18 protein-coding genes and 1 tRNA gene are annotated in these 18,415 nt (G+C 64.7%); 10 read left to right on the forward strand and 9 right to left on the reverse strand.

Annotated features, from left to right (window positions below):
• Nucleotides 1-3: 3 nt before the first annotated feature.
• On the reverse strand, nt 4-195 hold the full coding sequence (locus ACLIMP_RS03680; protein WP_324697606.1) for a helix-turn-helix transcriptional regulator: 192 nt from the start codon (nt 193-195) through the stop codon (nt 4-6).
• On the reverse strand, nt 192-644 hold the full coding sequence (locus ACLIMP_RS03685) for a hypothetical protein (protein WP_324697608.1): 453 nt from the start codon (nt 642-644) through the stop codon (nt 192-194). Before ACLIMP_RS03685 ends, ACLIMP_RS03680 begins: the two co-directional genes overlap by 4 nt.
• Nucleotides 645-1,033: 389 nt before the next feature.
• Here ACLIMP_RS03685 and thrS point away from each other — a divergent pair, with 389 nt between their 5' ends.
• The 4 genes from thrS to ACLIMP_RS03705 all read left to right on the forward strand — a co-directional run bounded on the left by thrS (nt 1,034) and on the right by ACLIMP_RS03705 (nt 5,712).
• Complete coding sequence (gene thrS / locus ACLIMP_RS03690; RefSeq protein WP_054441143.1) at nt 1,034-3,031, forward strand: threonine--tRNA ligase; 1,998 nt, start codon at nt 1,034-1,036, stop codon at nt 3,029-3,031.
• Nucleotides 3,032-3,044: 13 nt separating this feature from the next.
• On the forward strand, nt 3,045-3,488 hold the full coding sequence (locus ACLIMP_RS03695) for an acetyltransferase (protein ID WP_324697610.1): 444 nt from the start codon (nt 3,045-3,047) through the stop codon (nt 3,486-3,488).
• The gene (locus tag ACLIMP_RS03700; RefSeq protein ID WP_054441142.1) at nt 3,485-4,159 is read left to right on the forward strand and encodes a spermidine synthase; all 675 of its coding nucleotides are present in this window, start codon (nt 3,485-3,487) and stop codon (nt 4,157-4,159) included. Before ACLIMP_RS03695 ends, ACLIMP_RS03700 begins: the two co-directional genes overlap by 4 nt.
• Before the next feature lie 326 nt (nt 4,160-4,485).
• The gene (locus ACLIMP_RS03705; RefSeq protein ID WP_054441140.1) at nt 4,486-5,712 is read left to right on the forward strand and encodes an NAD(P)/FAD-dependent oxidoreductase; all 1,227 of its coding nucleotides are present in this window, start codon (nt 4,486-4,488) and stop codon (nt 5,710-5,712) included.
• Here ACLIMP_RS03705 and queG read toward each other — a convergent pair.
• A complete protein-coding gene (queG, locus tag ACLIMP_RS03710; RefSeq protein WP_324697613.1) occupies nt 5,696-6,811 on the reverse strand; it encodes a tRNA epoxyqueuosine(34) reductase QueG in 1,116 nt (371 codons plus the stop codon). The genes ACLIMP_RS03705 and queG overlap by 17 nt on opposite strands.
• A 47-nt stretch (nt 6,812-6,858) precedes the next feature.
• Here queG and ACLIMP_RS03715 point away from each other — a divergent pair, with 47 nt between their 5' ends.
• A complete protein-coding gene (locus tag ACLIMP_RS03715; RefSeq protein ID WP_443478045.1) occupies nt 6,859-7,848 on the forward strand; it encodes an ABC transporter ATP-binding protein in 990 nt (329 codons plus the stop codon).
• Nucleotides 7,845-9,092: an ABC transporter permease gene (locus ACLIMP_RS03720; RefSeq protein WP_324697617.1), complete on the forward strand. Its 1,248-nt coding sequence runs from the start codon at nt 7,845-7,847 to the stop codon at nt 9,090-9,092. Before ACLIMP_RS03715 ends, ACLIMP_RS03720 begins: the two co-directional genes overlap by 4 nt.
• 40 nt (nt 9,093-9,132) lie before the next feature.
• Here the strand turns inward: ACLIMP_RS03720 and ACLIMP_RS03725 are convergent.
• Together ACLIMP_RS03725 and ACLIMP_RS03730 are read right to left on the reverse strand one after the other, a co-directional pair.
• Nucleotides 9,133-9,217: transfer RNA gene (locus ACLIMP_RS03725), tRNA-Leu, on the reverse strand.
• A 95-nt stretch (nt 9,218-9,312) separates the two neighbouring features.
• Nucleotides 9,313-9,594: an integration host factor subunit beta gene (locus tag ACLIMP_RS03730; RefSeq protein WP_054441134.1), complete on the reverse strand. Its 282-nt coding sequence runs from the start codon at nt 9,592-9,594 to the stop codon at nt 9,313-9,315.
• A gap of 277 nt (nt 9,595-9,871) precedes the next feature.
• On the opposite strand from ACLIMP_RS03730, the gene ACLIMP_RS03735 reads away from it, so the two are divergent.
• The 3 genes from ACLIMP_RS03735 (at nt 9,872) to ACLIMP_RS03745 (ending at nt 14,274) form a co-directional block, all read left to right on the forward strand.
• Nucleotides 9,872-11,527 carry a peptide MFS transporter gene (locus ACLIMP_RS03735; protein ID WP_054441132.1) on the forward strand — a complete coding sequence of 552 codons (1,656 nt, stop codon included), beginning with the start codon at nt 9,872-9,874 and terminating at the stop codon, nt 11,525-11,527.
• Between the two features lie 66 nt (nt 11,528-11,593).
• The gene (locus ACLIMP_RS03740; RefSeq protein ID WP_443478046.1) at nt 11,594-12,979 is read left to right on the forward strand and encodes an amidohydrolase; all 1,386 of its coding nucleotides are present in this window, start codon (nt 11,594-11,596) and stop codon (nt 12,977-12,979) included.
• Nucleotides 12,976-14,274: an amidohydrolase family protein gene (locus ACLIMP_RS03745; RefSeq protein ID WP_443478047.1), complete on the forward strand. Its 1,299-nt coding sequence runs from the start codon at nt 12,976-12,978 to the stop codon at nt 14,272-14,274. Before ACLIMP_RS03740 ends, ACLIMP_RS03745 begins: the two co-directional genes overlap by 4 nt.
• Nucleotides 14,275-14,394: 120 nt before the next feature.
• Here ACLIMP_RS03745 and ACLIMP_RS03750 read toward each other — a convergent pair whose 3' ends face one another.
• Complete coding sequence (locus tag ACLIMP_RS03750; RefSeq protein WP_324697623.1) at nt 14,395-15,189, reverse strand: alpha/beta hydrolase; 795 nt, start codon at nt 15,187-15,189, stop codon at nt 14,395-14,397.
• Nucleotides 15,190-15,234: 45 nt separating this feature from the next.
• A complete protein-coding gene (gene dxs / locus ACLIMP_RS03755; protein ID WP_185998895.1) occupies nt 15,235-17,157 on the reverse strand; it encodes a 1-deoxy-D-xylulose-5-phosphate synthase in 1,923 nt (640 codons plus the stop codon).
• A 126-nt stretch (nt 17,158-17,283) separates the two neighbouring features.
• Between dxs and ACLIMP_RS03760 the strand changes: the two genes are divergently transcribed.
• Nucleotides 17,284-17,643 carry a VOC family protein gene (locus ACLIMP_RS03760; RefSeq protein ID WP_443478048.1) on the forward strand — a complete coding sequence of 120 codons (360 nt, stop codon included), beginning with the start codon at nt 17,284-17,286 and terminating at the stop codon, nt 17,641-17,643.
• Nucleotides 17,644-17,648: 5 nt separating this feature from the next.
• Here the strand turns inward: ACLIMP_RS03760 and ACLIMP_RS03765 are convergent, their stop codons facing one another.
• Nucleotides 17,649-18,110, reverse strand: a complete 462-nt coding sequence (locus ACLIMP_RS03765; RefSeq protein ID WP_054441163.1) for a Fur family transcriptional regulator — start codon at nt 18,108-18,110, stop codon at nt 17,649-17,651.
• A 70-nt stretch (nt 18,111-18,180) separates the two neighbouring features.
• Nucleotides 18,181-18,330 carry a hypothetical protein gene (locus ACLIMP_RS03770; protein WP_324697628.1) on the reverse strand — a complete coding sequence of 50 codons (150 nt, stop codon included), beginning with the start codon at nt 18,328-18,330 and terminating at the stop codon, nt 18,181-18,183.
• Between the last annotated feature and the right edge of the window lie 85 nt (nt 18,331-18,415).

Raw genomic sequence — 18,415 nt, forward strand, 5'->3', positions numbered from 1 at the left:
CCTTCACCCCTTCAGGAAAATTTCCTCGATCCTCATAGCAAAAACCTCGGCAATGCGAAATGCCAGAGGCAGCGAGGGGTCGTACTTGCCGGTTTCGATGGCGTTGACGCTCTGCCGGCTGACTTCCAGCCGTTCGGCAAGGTCCTGCTGGCTCCATCCGCGCTCGGCACGCAGCACTTTCAGGCGATTGTTCACGAACGGTCCGTTCCCGAGGTCGCGGTCTTGTCGGTGTCGCCGCCGATCCCGCCGAAAGTGAGGCGGTTGAACAGGGCGCCGACCGCCAGTCCCGCGCACCAGATCGGCATCACGAAGAACACCGGCAGGCGGGGCACTTCGGGGGAATAGAGTTCGAGAATGCCCCACATGCTGGTCGCCGCCAGCATCATTCCCGTGGCGACCAGGAACTTGCGCACTTCGAGCATGCGCAGATATTCGTCCTCCAGTTCCACCAGCAGGCGGCCCATCGCCCAGAGCCAGCCAATCACGGCCAGTCCGGGAAGGATGGAAATCGCGATGGTCCGCGCATCGGCCGGGGCGTGATCGGGAATCAGCGCGCTCGCCAGCGCGATCCCGCCCACATAGGCCGCGGTGATGGGAAGGAAGCGCAACATGTAGCGGCGGTGGGCCTGTTGTGACGAACCCATGTCCGGATTCTCCTCTTGGCAAGAATGGTCAAGGAAGCATTACAATGTGTAAAGTATCATTGTCATTTCGAGCGTCGGAGTCAAGCGTGCTTTACATCGAGGTCGGATCCGAACACGGGGTGACTTTTCCGGGCGGTGTCGCTACATGGGCGGCGATGACGCAACTGCGCACCGCCTCGATCACTGGCACGACCACTACTACCACCCGGCGCTCCCGGGGGCGGTTGGTCGCGGCCTGATCGCGCTGCCACCGTCGCCCGGGGTTCGGGCGAGCGGCGTCACTCTCCCGAATTCGGCCAAAATAGCGGCGCCAGAGCTTCACCCGCGCGCGCCTCTGTGCCATTGGGCCAGGGAAATTCAGCGCGCCGGAAACGGGAAAGACGAGTTCGATGTCCGAGATGTTCAAGATCAGCCTGCCCGACGGTTCGGTCCGCGAGATGCCGCAGGGCTCCACCCCGGCCGATGTCGCCGCCGCCATCGGTCCCGGCCTCGCCAAGGCCGCGCTTGCCGCGAAGATCGACGGCGAGCTGGTGGACCTGAGCCTGCCCTTCACCGGCGATGCCCAGCTTGCGCTGGTGACCAGCCGCGACGAGGAGGAGGCGCTGGACCTCGCCCGTCACGACTTCGCACACGTCCTGGCCGAAGCGGTGCAGGCGCTGTTCCCCGGCACGCAGATCACCTTCGGCCCTTCGACGGACGATGGCTTCTACTACGACTTCGCCCCGAACCCGGAGCGCGGGCCGTTCACCGATGACGACCTTCCGGCCATCGAGGCCGAGATGCGCAAGATCATCGCCGCCAACAAGCCGCTGCGCCGCGAGGTCTGGGACCGCGAAACGCTGATCAGCCGCTGGAAGCAGCAGGGTGAGAATTTCAAGGCCGAATGGGCCGCCGAACTTCCGGGCGACGAACCGCTGACCGTCTACTGGTCGGGCGAGGACTGGCTGGACATGTGCCGCGGCCCGCACCTGCCCTCGACCGGCAAGCTGGACCCGGCGGCCTTCAAGCTGACGCGCGTTTCCGGCGCCTATTGGCGCGGCGACCAGAAGAACGCGATGCTTTCGCGCATCTACGGCACCGGCTGGCTGAACAAGAAGCAGCTTGCCGCGCACCTTACGCGCCTTGAAGAAGCCGCCAAGCGCGACCACCGCAAGCTGGGCAACGAGATGGACCTGTTCCACCTCCAGGCCGAAGCGCACGGTTCGGTGTTCTGGCACCCCAAGGGCTACGTGATCTATCGCGCGCTTGAGGATTACATGCGCCGCGCGATCAGCCAGGCTGATTGCAAGGAAGTGAAGACGCCGCAGGTCATGGACGCGCGGCAGTGGGAAGCGTCGGGCCACTGGGGCAAGTACCGCGAGAACATGTTCGTCATCCCCGACGAAGTGCCCAATACCGAGGATGACGGCCCGATCATCTCGGACGACGCGCAGTGGATGGCCCTGAAGCCCATGAACTGCCCGGCGCACGTCCTGATCTTCAAGCAGGGCATCAAGTCCTACCGCGACCTGCCGCTGCGCATCGTCGAGAACGGCTGCTGCCACCGTAACGAGCCGCACGGCGCGCTGCACGGTCTGATGCGCGTGCGCCAGTTCACGCAGGACGATGGCCACATCTTCTGCCGCGAAGACCAGATCGTCGGCGAAGTGCAGGCCTTCTGCGAGATGGCGGACCGCGTCTACAAGGACTTCGGCTTCACCTACTCGATCAAGCTGGCCCTGCGCCCGGACAACCGCATCGGCACCGAGGAGCAGTGGGACAAGGCCGAGGCCGAACTGCGCGACGCCGTCGTACGCGCGGGCCTTGCCACCGAGGAATACGGCTGGGAAGAACTGCCCGGCGAAGGCGCGTTCTATGCGCCCAAGCTGGAATGGCACCTGACCGACGCGATCGGCCGCACCTGGCAGGTCGGCACGATCCAGTCCGACCGCATGCTGCCCGAACGCCTCGACGCGCACTACATCGGCGAAGACGGCGAGAAGCACCGCCCGGTCATGCTGCACCGCGCGATCTTCGGTTCGTACGAGCGCTTCATCGGTATCCTGATCGAGCACTTCGCCGGCAAGCTGCCGGTCTGGCTCGCCCCGGTTCAGGCCGTTGTGACCACGATCGTCTCCGACGCGGACAGCTATGCGCAGGAAGTTTCGCAGAAGCTCAGGGCCGCAGGCGTGCGCGTGGAGACAGACGTGCGCAACGAGAAGATCAACTACAAGGTGCGCGACCACTCGCTGAAGAAGGTCCCGCATCTGGTCGTGGTCGGCAAGCGCGAGGCCGAGGAAGGCACCGTCGCCATCCGCACGCTGGGGGCCGAGCACCAGAAGGTCATGACCCTCGACGATGCCATCGCCATGCTCAAGGCCGAGGCCACCGCGCCCGACTTGCGCTGACGATGTGGCGCCGATGATCCGGCCGGGCACTTCCGACGACGCCCCGCGCGCCTTCGCCATCTGGCGCGCGGCGGTGGAGGCCACGCACGGCTTCCTGTCGGCGCAGCACAAGGCCGAAATCGCCGTGCAGGTCGAACAGATGCTCCCGGCGGTCCCCTTGTGGATTGCCGAGGATGCAGGCGGCACGGCGCAAGGCTTCATGGTCTTCGCAGGCGGATCGATCGAAGCCCTCTTCGTCGATCCGGCGGTCCACGGGCGGGGTTTCGGCTCCGCGTTGGTCGCCCATGCCCTGATGCTGGAGCCGCAGGCCTGCGTCGATGCCAACGAACAGGCCGACAACGCCTTGCCCTTCTACGAATCGCGCGGTTTCAAGCGCACCGGCCGATCCGAGCGCGACGCGGACGGCCGTCCCTATCCCATCCTTCACTTGCGCCATCCCGGAAAGACATCAGCATGATCAAGCGCGAACTCATCGACACCGCGTGGATTCCTGACGGGGAGAAGCTCGAACTCTACAAGCACGATCAGGACTTCATGATCGTGCTTGGGCACAACGAGCTTATGTCCTCGCGCAAGTGGGGTAGCGAGGAAGCGCTCGCCACCATGTCCTGGGATCGCATCAAGGGCATCACCAAGCGCCCGCACATGCTGATCGGCGGCTACGGCATGGGCTTCACCTTGCGCGCGGCGCTCCGCACCCTGCCCGAGGATTCGAAGCTGACCGTGGTCGAACTGGTGCCCGAGATCATCGAATGGGCGCGTGGCCCGATGGCCGAACTGGCGCAGGGCTGTCTGGACAATCCCCGCGTCAACCTGGTCATGGGCGATGTCGCCCATGTCATCGACGCGGCACGGGCGGACTACGATGCGATCCTGCTCGATGTCGACAACGGCCCCGATGGGCTGGTGCGCGAGGACAACAACCAGATCTATTCGAAGACCGGGCTGCGGGCGGCGCGCAATGCGCTGACGCCCGACGGCGTGCTGGCGATCTGGTCCGCCGGGCCGGATCCCGCCTTCACGCGCCGGCTGGAACGCGCCGGCTTCAAGGTGGAAGAACTGAAGGTGCCCGCGCGCAGCAACGGCAAGGGGCCGAAGCACGTGATCTGGTTCGCCACGCCGGAATGAGGCCAGCGGGCGGGAGAATGCTCCGCTCGCCCACATATCCGGCCCGATGCCGCGGCGGGGAGGGCGCTTCCCCCGAGACGCTGCCCGTCGATAACTCCCCGGACGATATCTTGCCGGTTCGAATTGCCGGCGCGGCGCCCAATTCCCGCGCGAGGCATTCGAGAGCGCCTCGGAGCAGGGATCGGACGGCGCGGATCGGCGGAAGACCTGCCGCCGTCCGATACGTTCGCGGCGTATCATCCGCAAATGCGAGATGCCGGGACGGGAAATTCAATTTCGCCAAGGGGCATTGACCGCACGGCAAAATTGCCCGAACCCCACCGCCCATGAGCAAGGCAGACGTTGTTATCGTGGGAGCCGGGCACGGCGGTGCGCAATGCGCTATCGCCCTTCGCCAGAACGGTTTCGAGGGGACCATCACCGTCATCGGCCGCGAGCCGGAGCATCCTTACGAGCGTCCGCCGCTCTCCAAGGAGTACTTCGCGCGCGAGAAGACGTTCGACCGGCTGTACATCCGCCCGCCGACCTTCTGGGCCGAAAAGGAAATCACCTTCAAGCTCGGCACCGAAGTGACCAAGGTCGATGCCGCGGCGCGGGAACTCACGCTGTCGAACGGCGAGACTTACGGATATGGCAAGCTGGTCTGGGCCACGGGCGGCGATCCGCGCCGGCTTTCGTGCTCGGGCGCGGACCTCGCCGGCGTCCATGCGGTGCGCACCCGCGAGGACTGCGATACGCTGATGGCCGAAGTCGATGCGGGCACGAAGAACGTGGTCGTGATCGGCGGGGGCTATATCGGGCTTGAAGCGGCGGCCGTGCTCTCGAAGATGGGCCTTTCGGTCACGCTGCTGGAAGCGCTGCCGCGCGTCCTCGCCCGCGTTGCCGGAGAGCCGCTCTCGGAATTCTACCAGAAGGAACACCGCGACCACGGCGTGGACCTGCGCACCGGTGTCGCCGTCGAATGCCTCGTGGGGGATGGCCACAAGGTGACCGGCGTGCAGCTTGCCGATGGCGCGGTGCTTCCCGCCGAGGCGGTGATCGTGGGCATCGGCATCGTTCCGGCGGTCGGTCCGCTGATCCTGGCGGGCGCAGCGGGCGCCAACGGCGTCGATGTGGACGAATACTGCCGCACGTCGCTGCCCGATATCTATGCCATCGGCGATTGTGCCGCTTTCGCCTGCGACTTTGCGGGCGGCGCGGTGATGCGGGTGGAATCGGTGCAGAATGCCAATGACATGGCGACCTGCGTGGCCAAGGCGATCTGCGGCGACGAGAAGCCGTACAAGGCCTTCCCGTGGTTCTGGTCCAACCAGTACGACCTGCGCCTGCAGACGGCCGGCATCAACCTCGGCTTCGACCAGACGGTGATTCGCGGCAATCCCGAGGATCGCAGCTTCTCGGTAGTCTACCTCAAGGAAGGCAAGGTTCTCGCGCTAGACTGCGTGAACATGGTCAAGGACTACGTGCAGGGGCGCAAATTGGTGGAAGCGGGTGCGAAGCCCGATCTCGCGGCGCTGGCCGACAAGGAAAAGCCGCTCAAGGAACTGCTCTGATTTCGGGAACCTCCCCGCCGCTGGCCGGTGGGGAGGTTTCCAATCGCCGTGCCGCCCAGTGCGCTGCTTCGGACACGGCCGGATCGGGGTCGCCCAGCAGAGGCTCCACTTGCGCCATCAGGGCCGGGTTGCCGTTGTTCCCCGCCGCGTAGAGGCAGTTGCGCACGAAGCGGTCGCGGCCGATGCGCTTGATCGGAGAGCCCGAGAACAGCTTGCGGAAGCCCGCATCGTCCAGCGTCAGCAGGTCCGCCAGCTCCGGTGCGGTGAGCTCGGCGCGGGGCAGGAACGCCTTGAGACGGCTGGCCGTCTCGGCGAACTTGTTCCACGGACAGACGGCCAGGCAATCGTCGCAGCCGTAGATGCGGTTGCCCAGCGCCTCGCGGAACTCCTCCGGGATCGGCCCCTTGTGCTCGATGGTGAGGTAGCTGACACAGCGGCGGGCATCGAGGCGATAGGGTGAAGGGAACGCAGCGGTCGGGCAGGCATCCTGGCAGGCGCTGCACGATCCGCAGCGATCGGGGCCGGGTGCGGAAAGCGGCAGGTCCAGCGTCGTGTAGATTTCGCCCAGGAACAGCCAGGATCCGTGATCGCGGCTCACCATGTTGGTGTGCTTGCCCTGCCAGCCCAGCCCGGCGGCGGCCGCCAGCGGCTTTTCCATGACCGGGGCGGTATCGGTGAAGACTTTCACGCCGGCCGGCCCCAGCCCGCGCTTGTCGGCCTCGAAGACCAGCCACCGGGCAAGGTTCTTGAGCGCCTTCTTCACCCAGTCGTGATAATCGGCGCCCTGGGCATAGACCGAGATACGGCCCACCTCCGGCGTTTCGGCAAGCAGCAGCGGATCGCCGGCGGGGGCATAGCTCATGCCCAGCGCGATCACGCGCCGGGCCTCGGGCCAGAGCCCTTGCGGCGAGTGGCGATGATGCGCGCGATCCGCCATCCACTCCATCGAACCATGCATGCCTTCGGCCAGCCACGAATCGAGCCGCGCAGCCCGATCCGTATCCTCCTCCGCCGGCGCGATGCCGAAAGCGCAGAACCCCAGCTCCCGGGCTTGCGCCTCGAGATCGCGGGTCAGGACATTCAGAGCATCGTTAACCAAGCTTGCGGACTCTCCGGTTCATAGACACGGTCAGGAAGGGGCTTCGCATGAATGTCGCAGTAGGAGATTGGTCCTTGGCCAGCAACTTGGAAGGGCACTCCCTCGCGATCGAGGCGAAAGGGCTCGTAAAGCGCTTCGATGGCTTCGCCGCGGTCGACGGTGTGGACCTTCAGGTGCCTGTAGGTGCCGTTTACGGCATTCTAGGTCCCAATGGGGCGGGCAAGACCACGACCCTGCGAATGCTGCTGGGAATCATCGATCCGGATGCCGGAATGCGCAGAATACTGGGCTCCGAGCGTCCCCATGACATGGCCCATGCGATCGGCTACCTGCCCGAGGAGCGCGGGCTCTACCCGGCGATGAAGGCCACCGAAGCGATTGCCTTTCTCGGCGCCCTGCGAGGCCTGCCGCTCGGTGAAGGGCGCAGGCGCGCGCACGAACTGCTTGAACAACATGGCCTCGGTTATGCAGCGGACCGGCAAATTCGCCAGCTTTCCAAGGGGATGGCGCAGCAGGTGCAAATCCTCGGAACACTCGTGCACCAGCCCCGCCTCGTCATCTTCGACGAACCATTCTCCGGTCTCGACGCGCTCAACCAGGGCAAGCTGGAGCGGATGATCCGCCAACTCGCGGAAGGCGGGACGACAGTGATCTTCTCCACCCACGTCATCGCCCATGCCGAGCGTCTTTGCGACGAAGTGGCCATCATTGCCGGCGGAAAAGTGCCGTTTGCAGGCCCGGTTGACGTCGCCCGCGACCGGATTCCCCAGCAGGTCCGCCTTGAAACGCGGGAACAGGACGGCCCATGGCGCGCGGCCCTGCCGGAGGATGCGCGGCGCGAAGGACACCTCTGGAGTTTCTCGCTGCCGGAAGGCGGCGCCGAACCGCTCCTGCGTGCCCTGGTCGAAGGCAACGCCGGCATCCTTTCGCTCTCGATCGAACGCGCCGGATTGCATGACGCTTTCGTCGCCATCGCCGGGGAGGCTGCCGCCAAGACTCTCGATGCGGGTTTGGAGCAGGAGGGGGCGCAGCGATGAGCAAGGATTTTCGCATGGGCCGTCTTTCGGTCCTTGCCGCAGCCTGGGTCGTTGCCCGGCGAGACTTCACGGCAATCCTTTTCAGCCGCAGTTTCTTCTTCTTTCTGCTGGGGCCTCTGTTCCCGGTCATCATTGCGGTATTGGCCGGGAGCCTTGGTTCGCAGGTGGACCAGAGCCAGGAACGCCCGGTCCTTGGCGTGGCGATGCAGGCGGACGATGCCAGGGCCATGGAGCGCGCGCGCAGGGAACTGGGGCCTTCGCTCGATGACGCGCTTCCCCGGATCAAGCTTGTCCGCAGTCTGGCGCAAGGCGAGACTTACGATGCCGCGCAGGCGCTCGTCTCCCGGCGGGAGAATGTCGTCGCCATCGTCTCGGGGTCTCTGGACAAGCCGGTTCTGACCGGTCCGGCCGGACTGATCGAGGCCTGGCGCGGTCCGGTCTCGATGCTGTCGGAACAGGCGCGTTCGGGGCGTAGGCTTGCTTATCCGGTCGTCGCGCTCAAGCCTGTCGCCAGCAGCAGCGCGACAGAGCGGCAGGGACGTTTCGCCACCGCGCAAGGCGCGCAGACGCTGCTGTTCCTCCTGACGATGATGCTGGCGGGCATGGTCCTGTCCAACCTTGTCGAGGAAAAGGGCAACAAGATCATCGAGGTTCTGGCGGCCGCGATCCCGATGGATGCGGTGTTCCTCGGCAAGCTCTTCGCCATGCTCGCGGTTTCGCTGGTGGGGATCGCAACCTGGGCGGCGGCGGGTGGCTTGCTCTACGCTGCGGGTGGTGTTTCGCTGGACCGGATGCCTGAACCGGCGGTCGGCTGGCCGTTACTCGTTTGCCTTGGCGTGATCTACTTCGCCATGGCCTACATGCTGCTGGGGTCGGTGTTCCTGTCGATCGGTTCGATGGCGACGACAGTGCGCGAGGTGCAGACGCTCTCGATGCCGGTGACGATGGCGCAGCTCATGGTGTTCTTCTTCGCGAGCTTCGCCATGACGCAGCCGGGCAGCGCGATCGAGATCGCGGCAGTGCTCTTCCCGTTCAGTTCGCCCTTTGCGATGCTTGCCCGCGGAGCAAGGGATCCCGCGATCCTGCCACATGTCCTGGCGATCGGATGGCAGGTGGCATGGGTGGTTCTTCTGGTACGTGGAGGCGCGCGCCTGTTTCGATCGCGGGTCATGAAGTCCGGCCCTGCCAGAAGCGCGCCGAAAATCGGCAAGCGCCGCCTGTTCCTGCGAAAGTCGGGCGGCTGACCGAACCTGCCTGTAGTACAAAGAGTGCGTGTGATGAAAATGGTACGGACGGCGGGACTCGAACCCGCACTGGGATACCCAAAGGGATTTTAAGTCCCCTGCGTCTACCATTCCGCCACGTCCGCACGCGTAGAATTGGACGCGATCTGGCAGATCGCGCGCGGTGGGGCAACCGGGGAACCGGATTTATGCCGGTTCCTGCCCCGTTCCGGCGATCACGTCACTCCACGTTGAGGCGTGCGCGCATTTCCTTGCCGGGTTTGAAATAGGGAACCCGCTTTTCCGGAACGTCCACGCTTTCGCCCGTGCGGGGGTTGCGGCCGGTGCGGCCCTGCCGATTCCGCGTGGAGAAGGCGCCGAAGCCGCGCAGTTCGATGCGGCCCCCATCGGCGAGCCGCTGGGCGATCTCGTCGAAAAAGGTATCCACGGCGCGTTCGACATCCTCGGCGCGCAACTCGGGATTCTCCTTGGCCAAAGCGAGCAGCAATTCGGATCTGATCATCGCGTGCTTCCCTAAAAATATGCCGTTCGGAAAAATCCCGAGGTCATTGGCGAATCATAATATTTCGCGCGACACGGGTCCGCCAGCCATAGAAAATGCCATTGCGGTTCATTTCGCGCAATGGCTCACCAGAGGTAGTGAAATCCTGCTCAGCCGGACGCCGGTAAGCGGCAATCCACCGGGCAGGGGCCCATTTACACCGCCGATTTGGCCGCTAACTTCCCCGCTTTCAAGCTCTCCGGCTAGCTTTCCGGGCGACAGGACAAAAGAAGGGCGCATGAAGGATATAGCAACCTGGAACGAGGGAGACTGGATTGCCGCGATCGGCGCCATTCTGCTCTTCGCCGTACTCGCCATCGGCGGCGTCATCGCCACCCGCAAGAGCGAGGAATTCGTTGGCCACCCGCGCGGCCTCTTCGTGCTGTTCTACGCCGAGATGTGGGAGCGGTTCTCCTACTACGGCATGCGCGCGCTGCTGATCCTCTACCTGACCAAGTTCTGGCTGTTCAACGATGGCAGCGCGAACCTGATCTACGGCGCCTATACCAGCCTCGTCTACATCACCCCGGTGCTCGGCGGCTATCTGGCAGACCGTTATCTTGGCCAGCGCAAGGCCGTGCTGTTCGGCGGTATCGTGCTGGCTGTCGGTCACCTGTTCATGGCCTATGAGGGCATGCACGGCGTGGCCGATCCGGCGATCAAGCAGGCGGACCCGGCGATCAACGTGTTCTGGCTGGCGCTGGCGCTGATCATCGTCGGTTCGGGCTTCCTCAAGGCGAACATCTCGGTGATCGTCGGGCAGCTCTACAAGATGACCGATTCCCGTCGCGATTCGGCTTACACGATCTTCTACATGGGCGTGAACACCGGCGCCGCGCTGGGTACGATCCTGGTCGGCTACCTCGGCGAGACGATCGGCTGGTCGTGGGGCTTCGGCTTGGCAGGCATCGGCATGCTGCTGGGCCTTCTGATCTTCGTGGCGGGCCGTCCGGCGCTGAAGGGACGAGGCGAGCCGCCCAAGCCGCTGGCGAAGAAGGGTGAACTCACACTCTACGGCATCGGTATCGGCTCGGTTGCGGTGATCTGGTTCCTGATCCAGTATGTCAGCGTGATCCAGTCGCTGCTGGTCGTCTCGGGTATCGCGATGCTCGGCTATACGCTTTACGAAGCGTTCAAGCTGCCCAAGGAGCCGCGTGAGCGCATGTTCGCGATCCTGTTCCTGATCGCGCTGAACCCGATCTTCTGGGGCCTGTTCGAGCAGGCCGGCGGTTCGCTGAGCCTTTATACGGACAAGTTCGTGGACCGCGGCGGGGTGCCGACCAGCCTCTTCCAGTCGATCAACCCGATCTACATCGTGCTGTTCGGCCCGATCTTCGCGGCGCTGTGGCAGTACCTCGGCAAGAAGGGCATTGAGCCCTCGGCACCCGCCAAGTTCGGCCTTGCGCTGATCCAGGTCGGTCTTGGCTTCCTCGTCTTCGTATGGGGCGCAGGCAGCGGCGATCCGGCGGCGATGACCTCGGTGCTGTTCGTATTCCTGATCTACGCGCTGCACACTACCGGCGAACTCTGTCTTTCGCCCGTGGGTCTTTCGGCCATGACCCGCCTTTCGCCGCTGCACCTCGGCAGCTTCATCATGGGGGCATGGTTCTACATGACCGCCGTGGGCAACTTCGTGGCGGGCAAGATCGGTGAAGCCACCGGCGGCGAAAGCGGCGTGATGAACAAGGAAGTCACGCTGGGCATCTATTCCACGATCGGCTGGTCGACGATCGGCGTCGCCGTCGTCGTGCTGGCGCTTTCGCCGCTGGTGAAGCGCTGGATGCACCTCGATACGCTGGAGGATCGCAACATCGACCGCGATCTCGCCGGCCAGAGCGAACTGGGGCTCGAGGCGCAGGAAGCCGGGTACCACCCGGAAACCAAACCTCACTGACATAAAACCGGCCCGGAGAACCCAGAGTTCTTCGGGCCGGATCGCATTTGAACAGGGGAAACTGACATGAGGGTATCGCCGGGATTGCGGCGCTGGTCTTCCACGCTTGTCCTGAGCGCGGGGCTGGCCCTGAGCGCTCAGAGCGTGGATGCCAAGAAGCAGGAAAAGAAAGCGGCCGAGGTCGTCGCGGATCCTTATCCGTCAACTTACAGGTCCTATCCGGGAACGGCTACGGCGCTCGTCGGGGCAACCGTCTATGACGGGCGCGGCGGGCGGATCGACAATGGTGTCGTGCTGTTCCGGGATGGCAAGTTGCAGGCCGTGGGAGGCGCCGACATGGCGATCCCGGACGGCTACACCCGCATCGATGGCACCGGCAAGTTCGTGACTCCCGGCGTGATCGACATCCATTCGCATCTCGGCGTCTATCCTTCGCCCGGCGTCGACGCGCTGGCGGACGGTAACGAGATGACCAGCCCGACGACGCCCGACGTCTGGGCGGAGCACTCGGTCTGGCCGCAGGACCCCGGCTTCACCCGCGCCCTGGCCAACGGCGGCGTTACCAGCCTCCAGATATTGCCAGGCTCCGGCAATCTCATCGGCGGCCGTGCGGTTACCCTGAAGAACGTGCCGAGCATTACCGTGCAGGGCATGAAGTTCCCCGGTGCGCCCTATTCGCTGAAGATGGCCTGCGGCGAAAACCCCAAGCGCGTCTATGGCGAGAAGGGGCAGAAGCCCTCGACCCGCATGGGCAACTTCTCGGTCGACCGTCAGGCGTGGATCGACGCACGCCAGTACATGGACGGCGATCATTCCGAGCGCGATCTCGGCAAGGATACGCTGGAAGGCGTGCTCAAGGGCGAAATCCTCGTCCAGAATCACTGCTACCGCGCGGACGAGATGGCGCAGGTGATCGATATGTCCAAGGAAATGGGCTACAAGGTCACGGCGTTCCACCACGCGGTGGAAGCCTACAAGATCGCCGATCTCCTTCGCGAGAATGGCATTTGCGTCGCCGTCTGGGCCGATTGGTACGGCTTCAAGATGGAAGCCTACGACGGCATTCCCGAAAACGCCGCGCTGCTCGCCAATGCGGGAACTTGCGTGGTGATTCACTCGGACGACGAGAACGGCATCCAGCGCCTCAACCAGGAAGCCGCCAAGGCCCAGGCCGACGGCCGCCGCATCGGCATCGACATTCCCGATGCCAAGGTCATTGGCTGGTTCACCTACAATGCCGCCAAGACCATGGGCATCGGCGAGAAGACCGGCAGCCTCGAAGCGGGCAAGATGGCCGACGTGGTCTTGTGGAACGGCAATCCGCTCTCGGTCTACTCGCGACCCGAGAAGGTCTGGATCGACGGGGCCCTGATGTTCGATGCCCTGGATGCAAAACGTCGTCCGGTAAGCGATTTCGAATTGGGGCAGCCCGGTGCAGGAGACGTGAAATGAGCCGCCGTGCCATCATCATCGCCGCCCTTGCGGCGGTAGCGCTGCCCGGTGCGGCCTCCGCACAGGATTTCGCGATCACCAATGCCACCGTCGCCACCGGTGACGGCAGCGCGCCGATCGAGCATGGCACCGTGATCGTGCGGGGCGGCAAGGTCGTTGCCGCGGGAGCCGGAGTTGCCGTGCCGGCGGGTATCCGGAGCGTGGACGGAACCGGAAAGTGGGTGACGCCGGGCTTGTTCTCCGCCGTGACCGACCTCGGTCTCTGGGATGTCGAAGCGGTGTCGAACAGCAATGACACGGAAGCGGACAAGTCCCCCTTCAATGCCGCGCTCGATGTCGCGCCGGCGATAAACCCTTCCAGCGAGCATATCGCGATCAGCCGCGAAGGCGGCGTTACGCGCGCCAGCGTGGCCCCCTTCAACGGGGGCTCGATCTTTGCGGGACAGGGCGCGCTGATCGGCCTTGGAACGGGTCCCGATACGGTCAACGCATCCCGGGCTTTCCAGTTCGTGGAACTTGGGGAAGCCGGAGCCCGGCTCGCCGGTGGTAGCCGCGTGGCAGCGCATGTCGCGCTGCGCAACGCCTTGCGTGAGGCGCGCGAAGTGGTTGCCGCACCCAATGCCGGGCGTAGCAGCGATGCCCTGCTCACCCGTGCCGATGCGGTAGCGCTTGCACCGGTACTGGACGGCCGCCAGCCGCTCTATGTCGGGGTCGAACGTGCGGCAGACATCCGCAGCGTGCTGGCGCTCAAGACCGAGTTTCCCAAGCTGAACCTCGTGCTCGTGGGCGCCACGGAAGGCTGGCTCGTGGCCGGTGCCATCGCGGCCGCAAAGGTGCCGGTGATCACCATGCCGCTGCGGGATCTTCCGGCCAGCTTTGAAAGTCTCGCGGCGACCCAGTCGAACGTCGGCCGGATGAAAAAGGCGGGCGTCAAGGTTGCCATCGGCATGTTCGCGGGCAGCAATCAGCCACGCTATGCGCCGCAGCAGGCCGGAAACCTCGTGGCTCTGAACAAGCTGCCGGGCGCGGTGGGATTGACTTGGGGTGAGGCGCTGGCCGCCATTACCTCCATTCCTGCCGAAATCAGCGGTATGGGCGGCAAGGAAGGCGTTCTGGCACCGGGCGCGGTCGGGGATGTCGTCATCTGGGACGGCGACCCGCTGGAACTCTCCTCGGCACCGGTCGAAGTCTATATCGATGGCGTAAAGCAGCCGCTCGATAATCATCAGAGCCGGCTGAAGCAGCGGTACAAGAGCCTGGATCGGACGTACCTGCCGAAGGCCTACGATTGGTGAAGTAAATCCGAAGGTCTGGGGGAGAGCCCCAGACCTTCGGAATATCGTCTTTGCACAGGCCGCTTCGTCGCGAGCGCCTTGCAGGACAGGGGGCATGGCCCTTGGTCCTAGGTTTACGACCTAGATATCCTGGCCCTTCAGCCATCCGACGATGGCCGTTTGCGTGGGCCGGGCGAACTGGATTTGGTGGCCGCCCTGCTCGAAGCGGATGAATCTGGCATGGGGCGCGCCCTGTGCGAGCGCTTCGCCTTGAGCCAGAGGGATCACCCGGTCGTCGGCGGCGTGGAGGACAAGGATCGGGGCCTTGACCCGGGCAATCGCCGTGCGACTGTCGAAGCGGTCCAGCATCAGTCGGCGCACCGGAGCCCAGGGAACTGCTGCGGCCGCGACATCCGGCAGGCTGGTGAAGGGCGATATCAGCACCAGCGCCGCAGGAGAGTGCTTCGTGGCCAGTTCCGCCGCGACCCCCGTTCCCAGTGAAGCACCCATCAGCACGATCCGGTTGGCGGCAATGCCTCTGCGGTTTGCAAAGTCCAGCGCCGCTTCTGCGTCCAGCGCGAGCCCCTCTTCGGTCGGTTTGCCCGGATTGTCCGCATAGCCGCGATAGTCGGCAAGAAGCACACCGTAGCCGGCTTTCACAAGGCCTTCGGTGGCGGCGGCAGCGCCGGGGAGACTGTCGCCGTTGCCATGGAAGAACAGCACGGTGTGGCGGCCCGACTTTGCAGGGCGCCATGCTGCGGTGAGGGCGAGGCCGTCAGCCGTGTGGAGCGTTACTTTCTCGAAACCCGAGGGAATTGATGCCGGTCCGCGCGGTGCGGGATAGATGATCGCGCGCTGCCCCAGGTAAAGCGCGAGAACGACCGCGAGATAGAGGCCGGACACGGCAACCGCACCGACCAGCAGGGGAACCTTCACCGGCCTGTTCCAGCGGGCGTGAATGACCTTCGGGCGAGCGCCGCGTCAGGCCCGTGCTTCGTTCACGCCGGCGCTGTTGTGGCGCAGGGCCTTGAGTACGGTATCGACGATCTGCGGTGCATTGAGGCCAGCTTCGTCGTACTGGGTCTCGGGCTTGTCCTGATCCTGGAAGATATCCGGCAGGCGCATGGTGCGGATCTTGAGCCCGGCGTCGGTCAGACCTTCGTCGCTCGCCATGGTGAGAACATGTGCGCCAAGGCCACCGATGGCGCCCTCCTCGACGGTGATGACGACCTCATGGCTCAGCATGAGCTTGCGGATCAGATCGGTGTCGAGCGGCTTGGCGAAACGCAAGTCGGCAACGGTGGTCGACAGTCCCTTGGTTTCCAGCACGTCTGCAGCCTTGAGCGCTTCGCCGAGGCGGGTGCCAAGCGAGAGCAGGGCTACCTTGGTGCCTTCGCGGACGATACGGCCCTTGCCGATTTCGAGAAGCTGCGGCGTTTCCGGCAAGTCCACGCCCACGCCGTTGCCGCGTGGATAGCGGAAGGCGATTGGGCCGGCGTCATACTGTGCGGCGGTGTGGACCATGTGGACCAGTTCCGCTTCGTCGGCAGCGGCCATGACCACCATGTTCGGCAGTGTGGCAAGGTAGGTCACGTCGAACGAGCCGGCATGAGTCGCGCCGTCGGCGCCGACGAGGCCGGCGCGGTCGATCGCGAAGCGCACGGGCAGGTTCTGGATCGCGACGTCATGGACGACCTGATCGAAGGCGCGCTGGAGGAAGGTCGAGTAGATCGCGCAGAACGGGCGCATGCCCTGAGCCGCGAGGCCCGCCGCGAAAGTGACCGCATGCTGTTCGGCAATGCCGACGTCGAAGCTGCGATTCGGGAATTTCTGCTCGAACTTGTCGAGCCCCGTGCCCGAGGGCATGGCAGCGGTAATCGCGCAGATGCGGTTGTCCTTTTCCGCCTCGGCGACCAGTGCCTTGGCGAAGACGCCCGTATAGCTCGGCGGGCCGGCAGGAGCCTTGGCCTGTTCGCCGGTGACGACGTTGAACTTCTGCACGCCGTGGTACTTGTCGGCCGCTTCCTCGGCGGGGGCGTAGCCCTTGCCCTTCTGGGTCACGACATGGACGAGGATCGGGCCTTCGGCGGCATCCCGCACGTTTTCCAGCACGGGGACCAATGCGTCGAGGTCGTGGCCGTCGATCGGGCCGACGTAATAGAAGCCCAGTTCTTCGAACAGGGTGCCGCCCATGGCCATGCCGCGCGCGAACTCGTCCGTCTTGCGGGCCGCGGCGTGGAGGGGGCGGGGGAGGCGGCGTGCGAACTTGCGGGCGAGATCGCGCAGGCCGAGGAATCGGCCCGAAGAGACGAGGCGCGCAAGATAGGCGGAAAGCCCGCCGACCGGCGGCGCGATCGACATGTCGTTGTCGTTGAGGACGACGATCAGTCGGTTTCCGGCTTCTGCGGCGTTGTTCATCGCCTCATAGGCCATGCCCGCGCTCATCGCGCCGTCACCGATAACGGCGATGCCCCGGCCGGGCGTCCCCTTAATCTTGTTGGCGACCGCAAAACCGAGCGCGGCTGAGATCGAGGTGGAACTGTGAGCCGTGCCGAACGGGTCGTATTCGCTTTCCGAACGCTTGGTGAAACCGGAAAGCCCGCCGCCCTGGCGCAGTGTACGAATGCGGTCGCGGCGGCCGGTCAGGATCTTGTGCGGGTAGGCCTGGTGGCCCACGTCCCAGATCAGCCGGTCGGTCGGCGTGTCGAACACGTAATGGATCGCCACGGTCAGCTCTACCACGCCAAGGCCCGAGCCGAGGTGTCCGCCGGTCTGTCCGACGGCTGAGATCATCTCGGTGCGAAGTTCGTCGGCCAGCTGTCGCAGGTCCGCAGGCTTGAGCTTGCGAAGATCGTCAGGCGTATCGACGGTATCGAGGAGCGGCGTTGCCGGGTTGGCTGTCATGGTCTGCTTGTACACTTTACGTGTTCTGGTGTCGAATTAAGCGACGGGCAATATGCCGGTAGCACCCGAAATGACAGGAAAAACGTGGGAGCAGTCCATATGTTGCGACTTTCCGAAGCATCGCCAGTGGCCTTCGTGATGACCCGCGACCGGGCAAGCGCCCGAGTCTTCTATGAAAACGTGCTGGAACTGCGCGTTATCGCGGAAGAGGAATTCGCGCTTGCTTTCGCCTTGGCTGGCGGCGGGGCGATGCGGCTGACCAGTCATGCCGGCCATGTACCGACGCAGCATACGGTGCTGGGATGGACGGTGTCCGACATTCGCACGGCGGTCGGCTCCTTGCGGGGAAGGGGTGTGGAATTCAACGTCTATGAAGGCTTCGGGCAGGACGCCGACGGCATCTGGACAGCGCCGGACGGAACAGCACTGGTGGCGTGGTTCCCCGATCCTGACGGGAATATCCTCAGCTTAACCGAATTTCGGTAAGACTCTCAGCTGCAGGCCGCACAGGTGCCGCGCAGTTCGACAACCGGGCGCACGCCCGCAAAGCCGGCCTGCTTCGCCGCCGCGATAAGCGCGCCGGTCAGCTTGTCATCGTCGATGTGGACGGCCTGACCGCAGACATCGCAGATCAGGAAGATGCAGTCATGCTGGCAGCCGGGGTGGCTGTTGGCCAGATAGGCGTTGGCACTTTCCACGCGGCGGGCAAGGTTGGTGCGCACGAAAAGATCGAGAATGCGGTAGACGCTGTTAGGCGCCACGCGCTTGCCGCGCAGGGCGGATACGCTCTCCGCCAGATCGTAGGCGGAGGCGGGGCGTTCACGTTCCGCCAGTGCGCCGAAGACGTCCGCACGCATCTCGGTCCACTGCTCGCCCGATTCGATAAGAGCCGCGCGGGCAGCCTCGATCAGGTTGTCGCCCGAGTGTTCGTGATGATGATGCGCATTAGCCATGCGCCCCATATGGGCACTGGCCTTGCCGCGTGCAATTGAAAGGTGCCGGGAGGGCGCCCGGCCCGTGCGATCAGCGTGCGGGCGTTGCGGCTTCGGCCGGAGGCACGATGCCGCTGGTCAGCGAATGTCCGCCAATCCCCATCACGCCGAGCACCAGCAGCGCACCACCGGCAAAGCCGAGAGCGAAGAAGCGGTAAAAGTCGGCCTTGAAGAGTCCCATGACGAAAATCAGCTCATATGGTTGTGGTACGATTGCGTGGCGCTCACTTGGCGCGAATCGCCTTGACGTCCAGTGAATGGCGACG

The organism is Novosphingobium aeonii, assembly GCF_052279045.1.
Taxonomy (GTDB): Bacteria; Pseudomonadota; Alphaproteobacteria; order Sphingomonadales; family Sphingomonadaceae; genus Novosphingobium.

What these genes read in the sequence shown, in the direction of transcription:
- ACLIMP_RS03740 (WP_443478046.1), top strand. Translation starts at nt 11,594, where the DNA reads ATGAGGGTATCGCCGGGATTGCGGCGCTGGTCTTCCACGCTTGTCCTG.
- ACLIMP_RS03695 (WP_324697610.1), top strand. Translation starts at nt 3,045, where the DNA reads ATGATCCGGCCGGGCACTTCCGACGACGCCCCGCGCGCCTTCGCCATC.
- dxs (WP_185998895.1), bottom strand. Translation starts at nt 17,157, where the DNA reads ATGACAGCCAACCCGGCAACGCCGCTCCTCGATACCGTCGATACGCCT.
- ACLIMP_RS03765 (WP_054441163.1), bottom strand. Translation starts at nt 18,110, where the DNA reads ATGGCTAATGCGCATCATCATCACGAACACTCGGGCGACAACCTGATC.
- ACLIMP_RS03745 (WP_443478047.1), top strand. Translation starts at nt 12,976, where the DNA reads ATGAGCCGCCGTGCCATCATCATCGCCGCCCTTGCGGCGGTAGCGCTG.
- thrS (WP_054441143.1), top strand. Translation starts at nt 1,034, where the DNA reads ATGTCCGAGATGTTCAAGATCAGCCTGCCCGACGGTTCGGTCCGCGAG.
- ACLIMP_RS03720 (WP_324697617.1), top strand. Translation starts at nt 7,845, where the DNA reads ATGAGCAAGGATTTTCGCATGGGCCGTCTTTCGGTCCTTGCCGCAGCC.
- ACLIMP_RS03700 (WP_054441142.1), top strand. Translation starts at nt 3,485, where the DNA reads ATGATCAAGCGCGAACTCATCGACACCGCGTGGATTCCTGACGGGGAG.
- ACLIMP_RS03735 (WP_054441132.1), top strand. Translation starts at nt 9,872, where the DNA reads ATGAAGGATATAGCAACCTGGAACGAGGGAGACTGGATTGCCGCGATC.
- ACLIMP_RS03705 (WP_054441140.1), top strand. Translation starts at nt 4,486, where the DNA reads ATGAGCAAGGCAGACGTTGTTATCGTGGGAGCCGGGCACGGCGGTGCG.
- ACLIMP_RS03730 (WP_054441134.1), bottom strand. Translation starts at nt 9,594, where the DNA reads ATGATCAGATCCGAATTGCTGCTCGCTTTGGCCAAGGAGAATCCCGAG.
- ACLIMP_RS03715 (WP_443478045.1), top strand. Translation starts at nt 6,859, where the DNA reads ATGAATGTCGCAGTAGGAGATTGGTCCTTGGCCAGCAACTTGGAAGGG.
- ACLIMP_RS03770 (WP_324697628.1), bottom strand. Translation starts at nt 18,330, where the DNA reads ATGGGACTCTTCAAGGCCGACTTTTACCGCTTCTTCGCTCTCGGCTTT.
- ACLIMP_RS03685 (WP_324697608.1), bottom strand. Translation starts at nt 644, where the DNA reads ATGGGTTCGTCACAACAGGCCCACCGCCGCTACATGTTGCGCTTCCTT.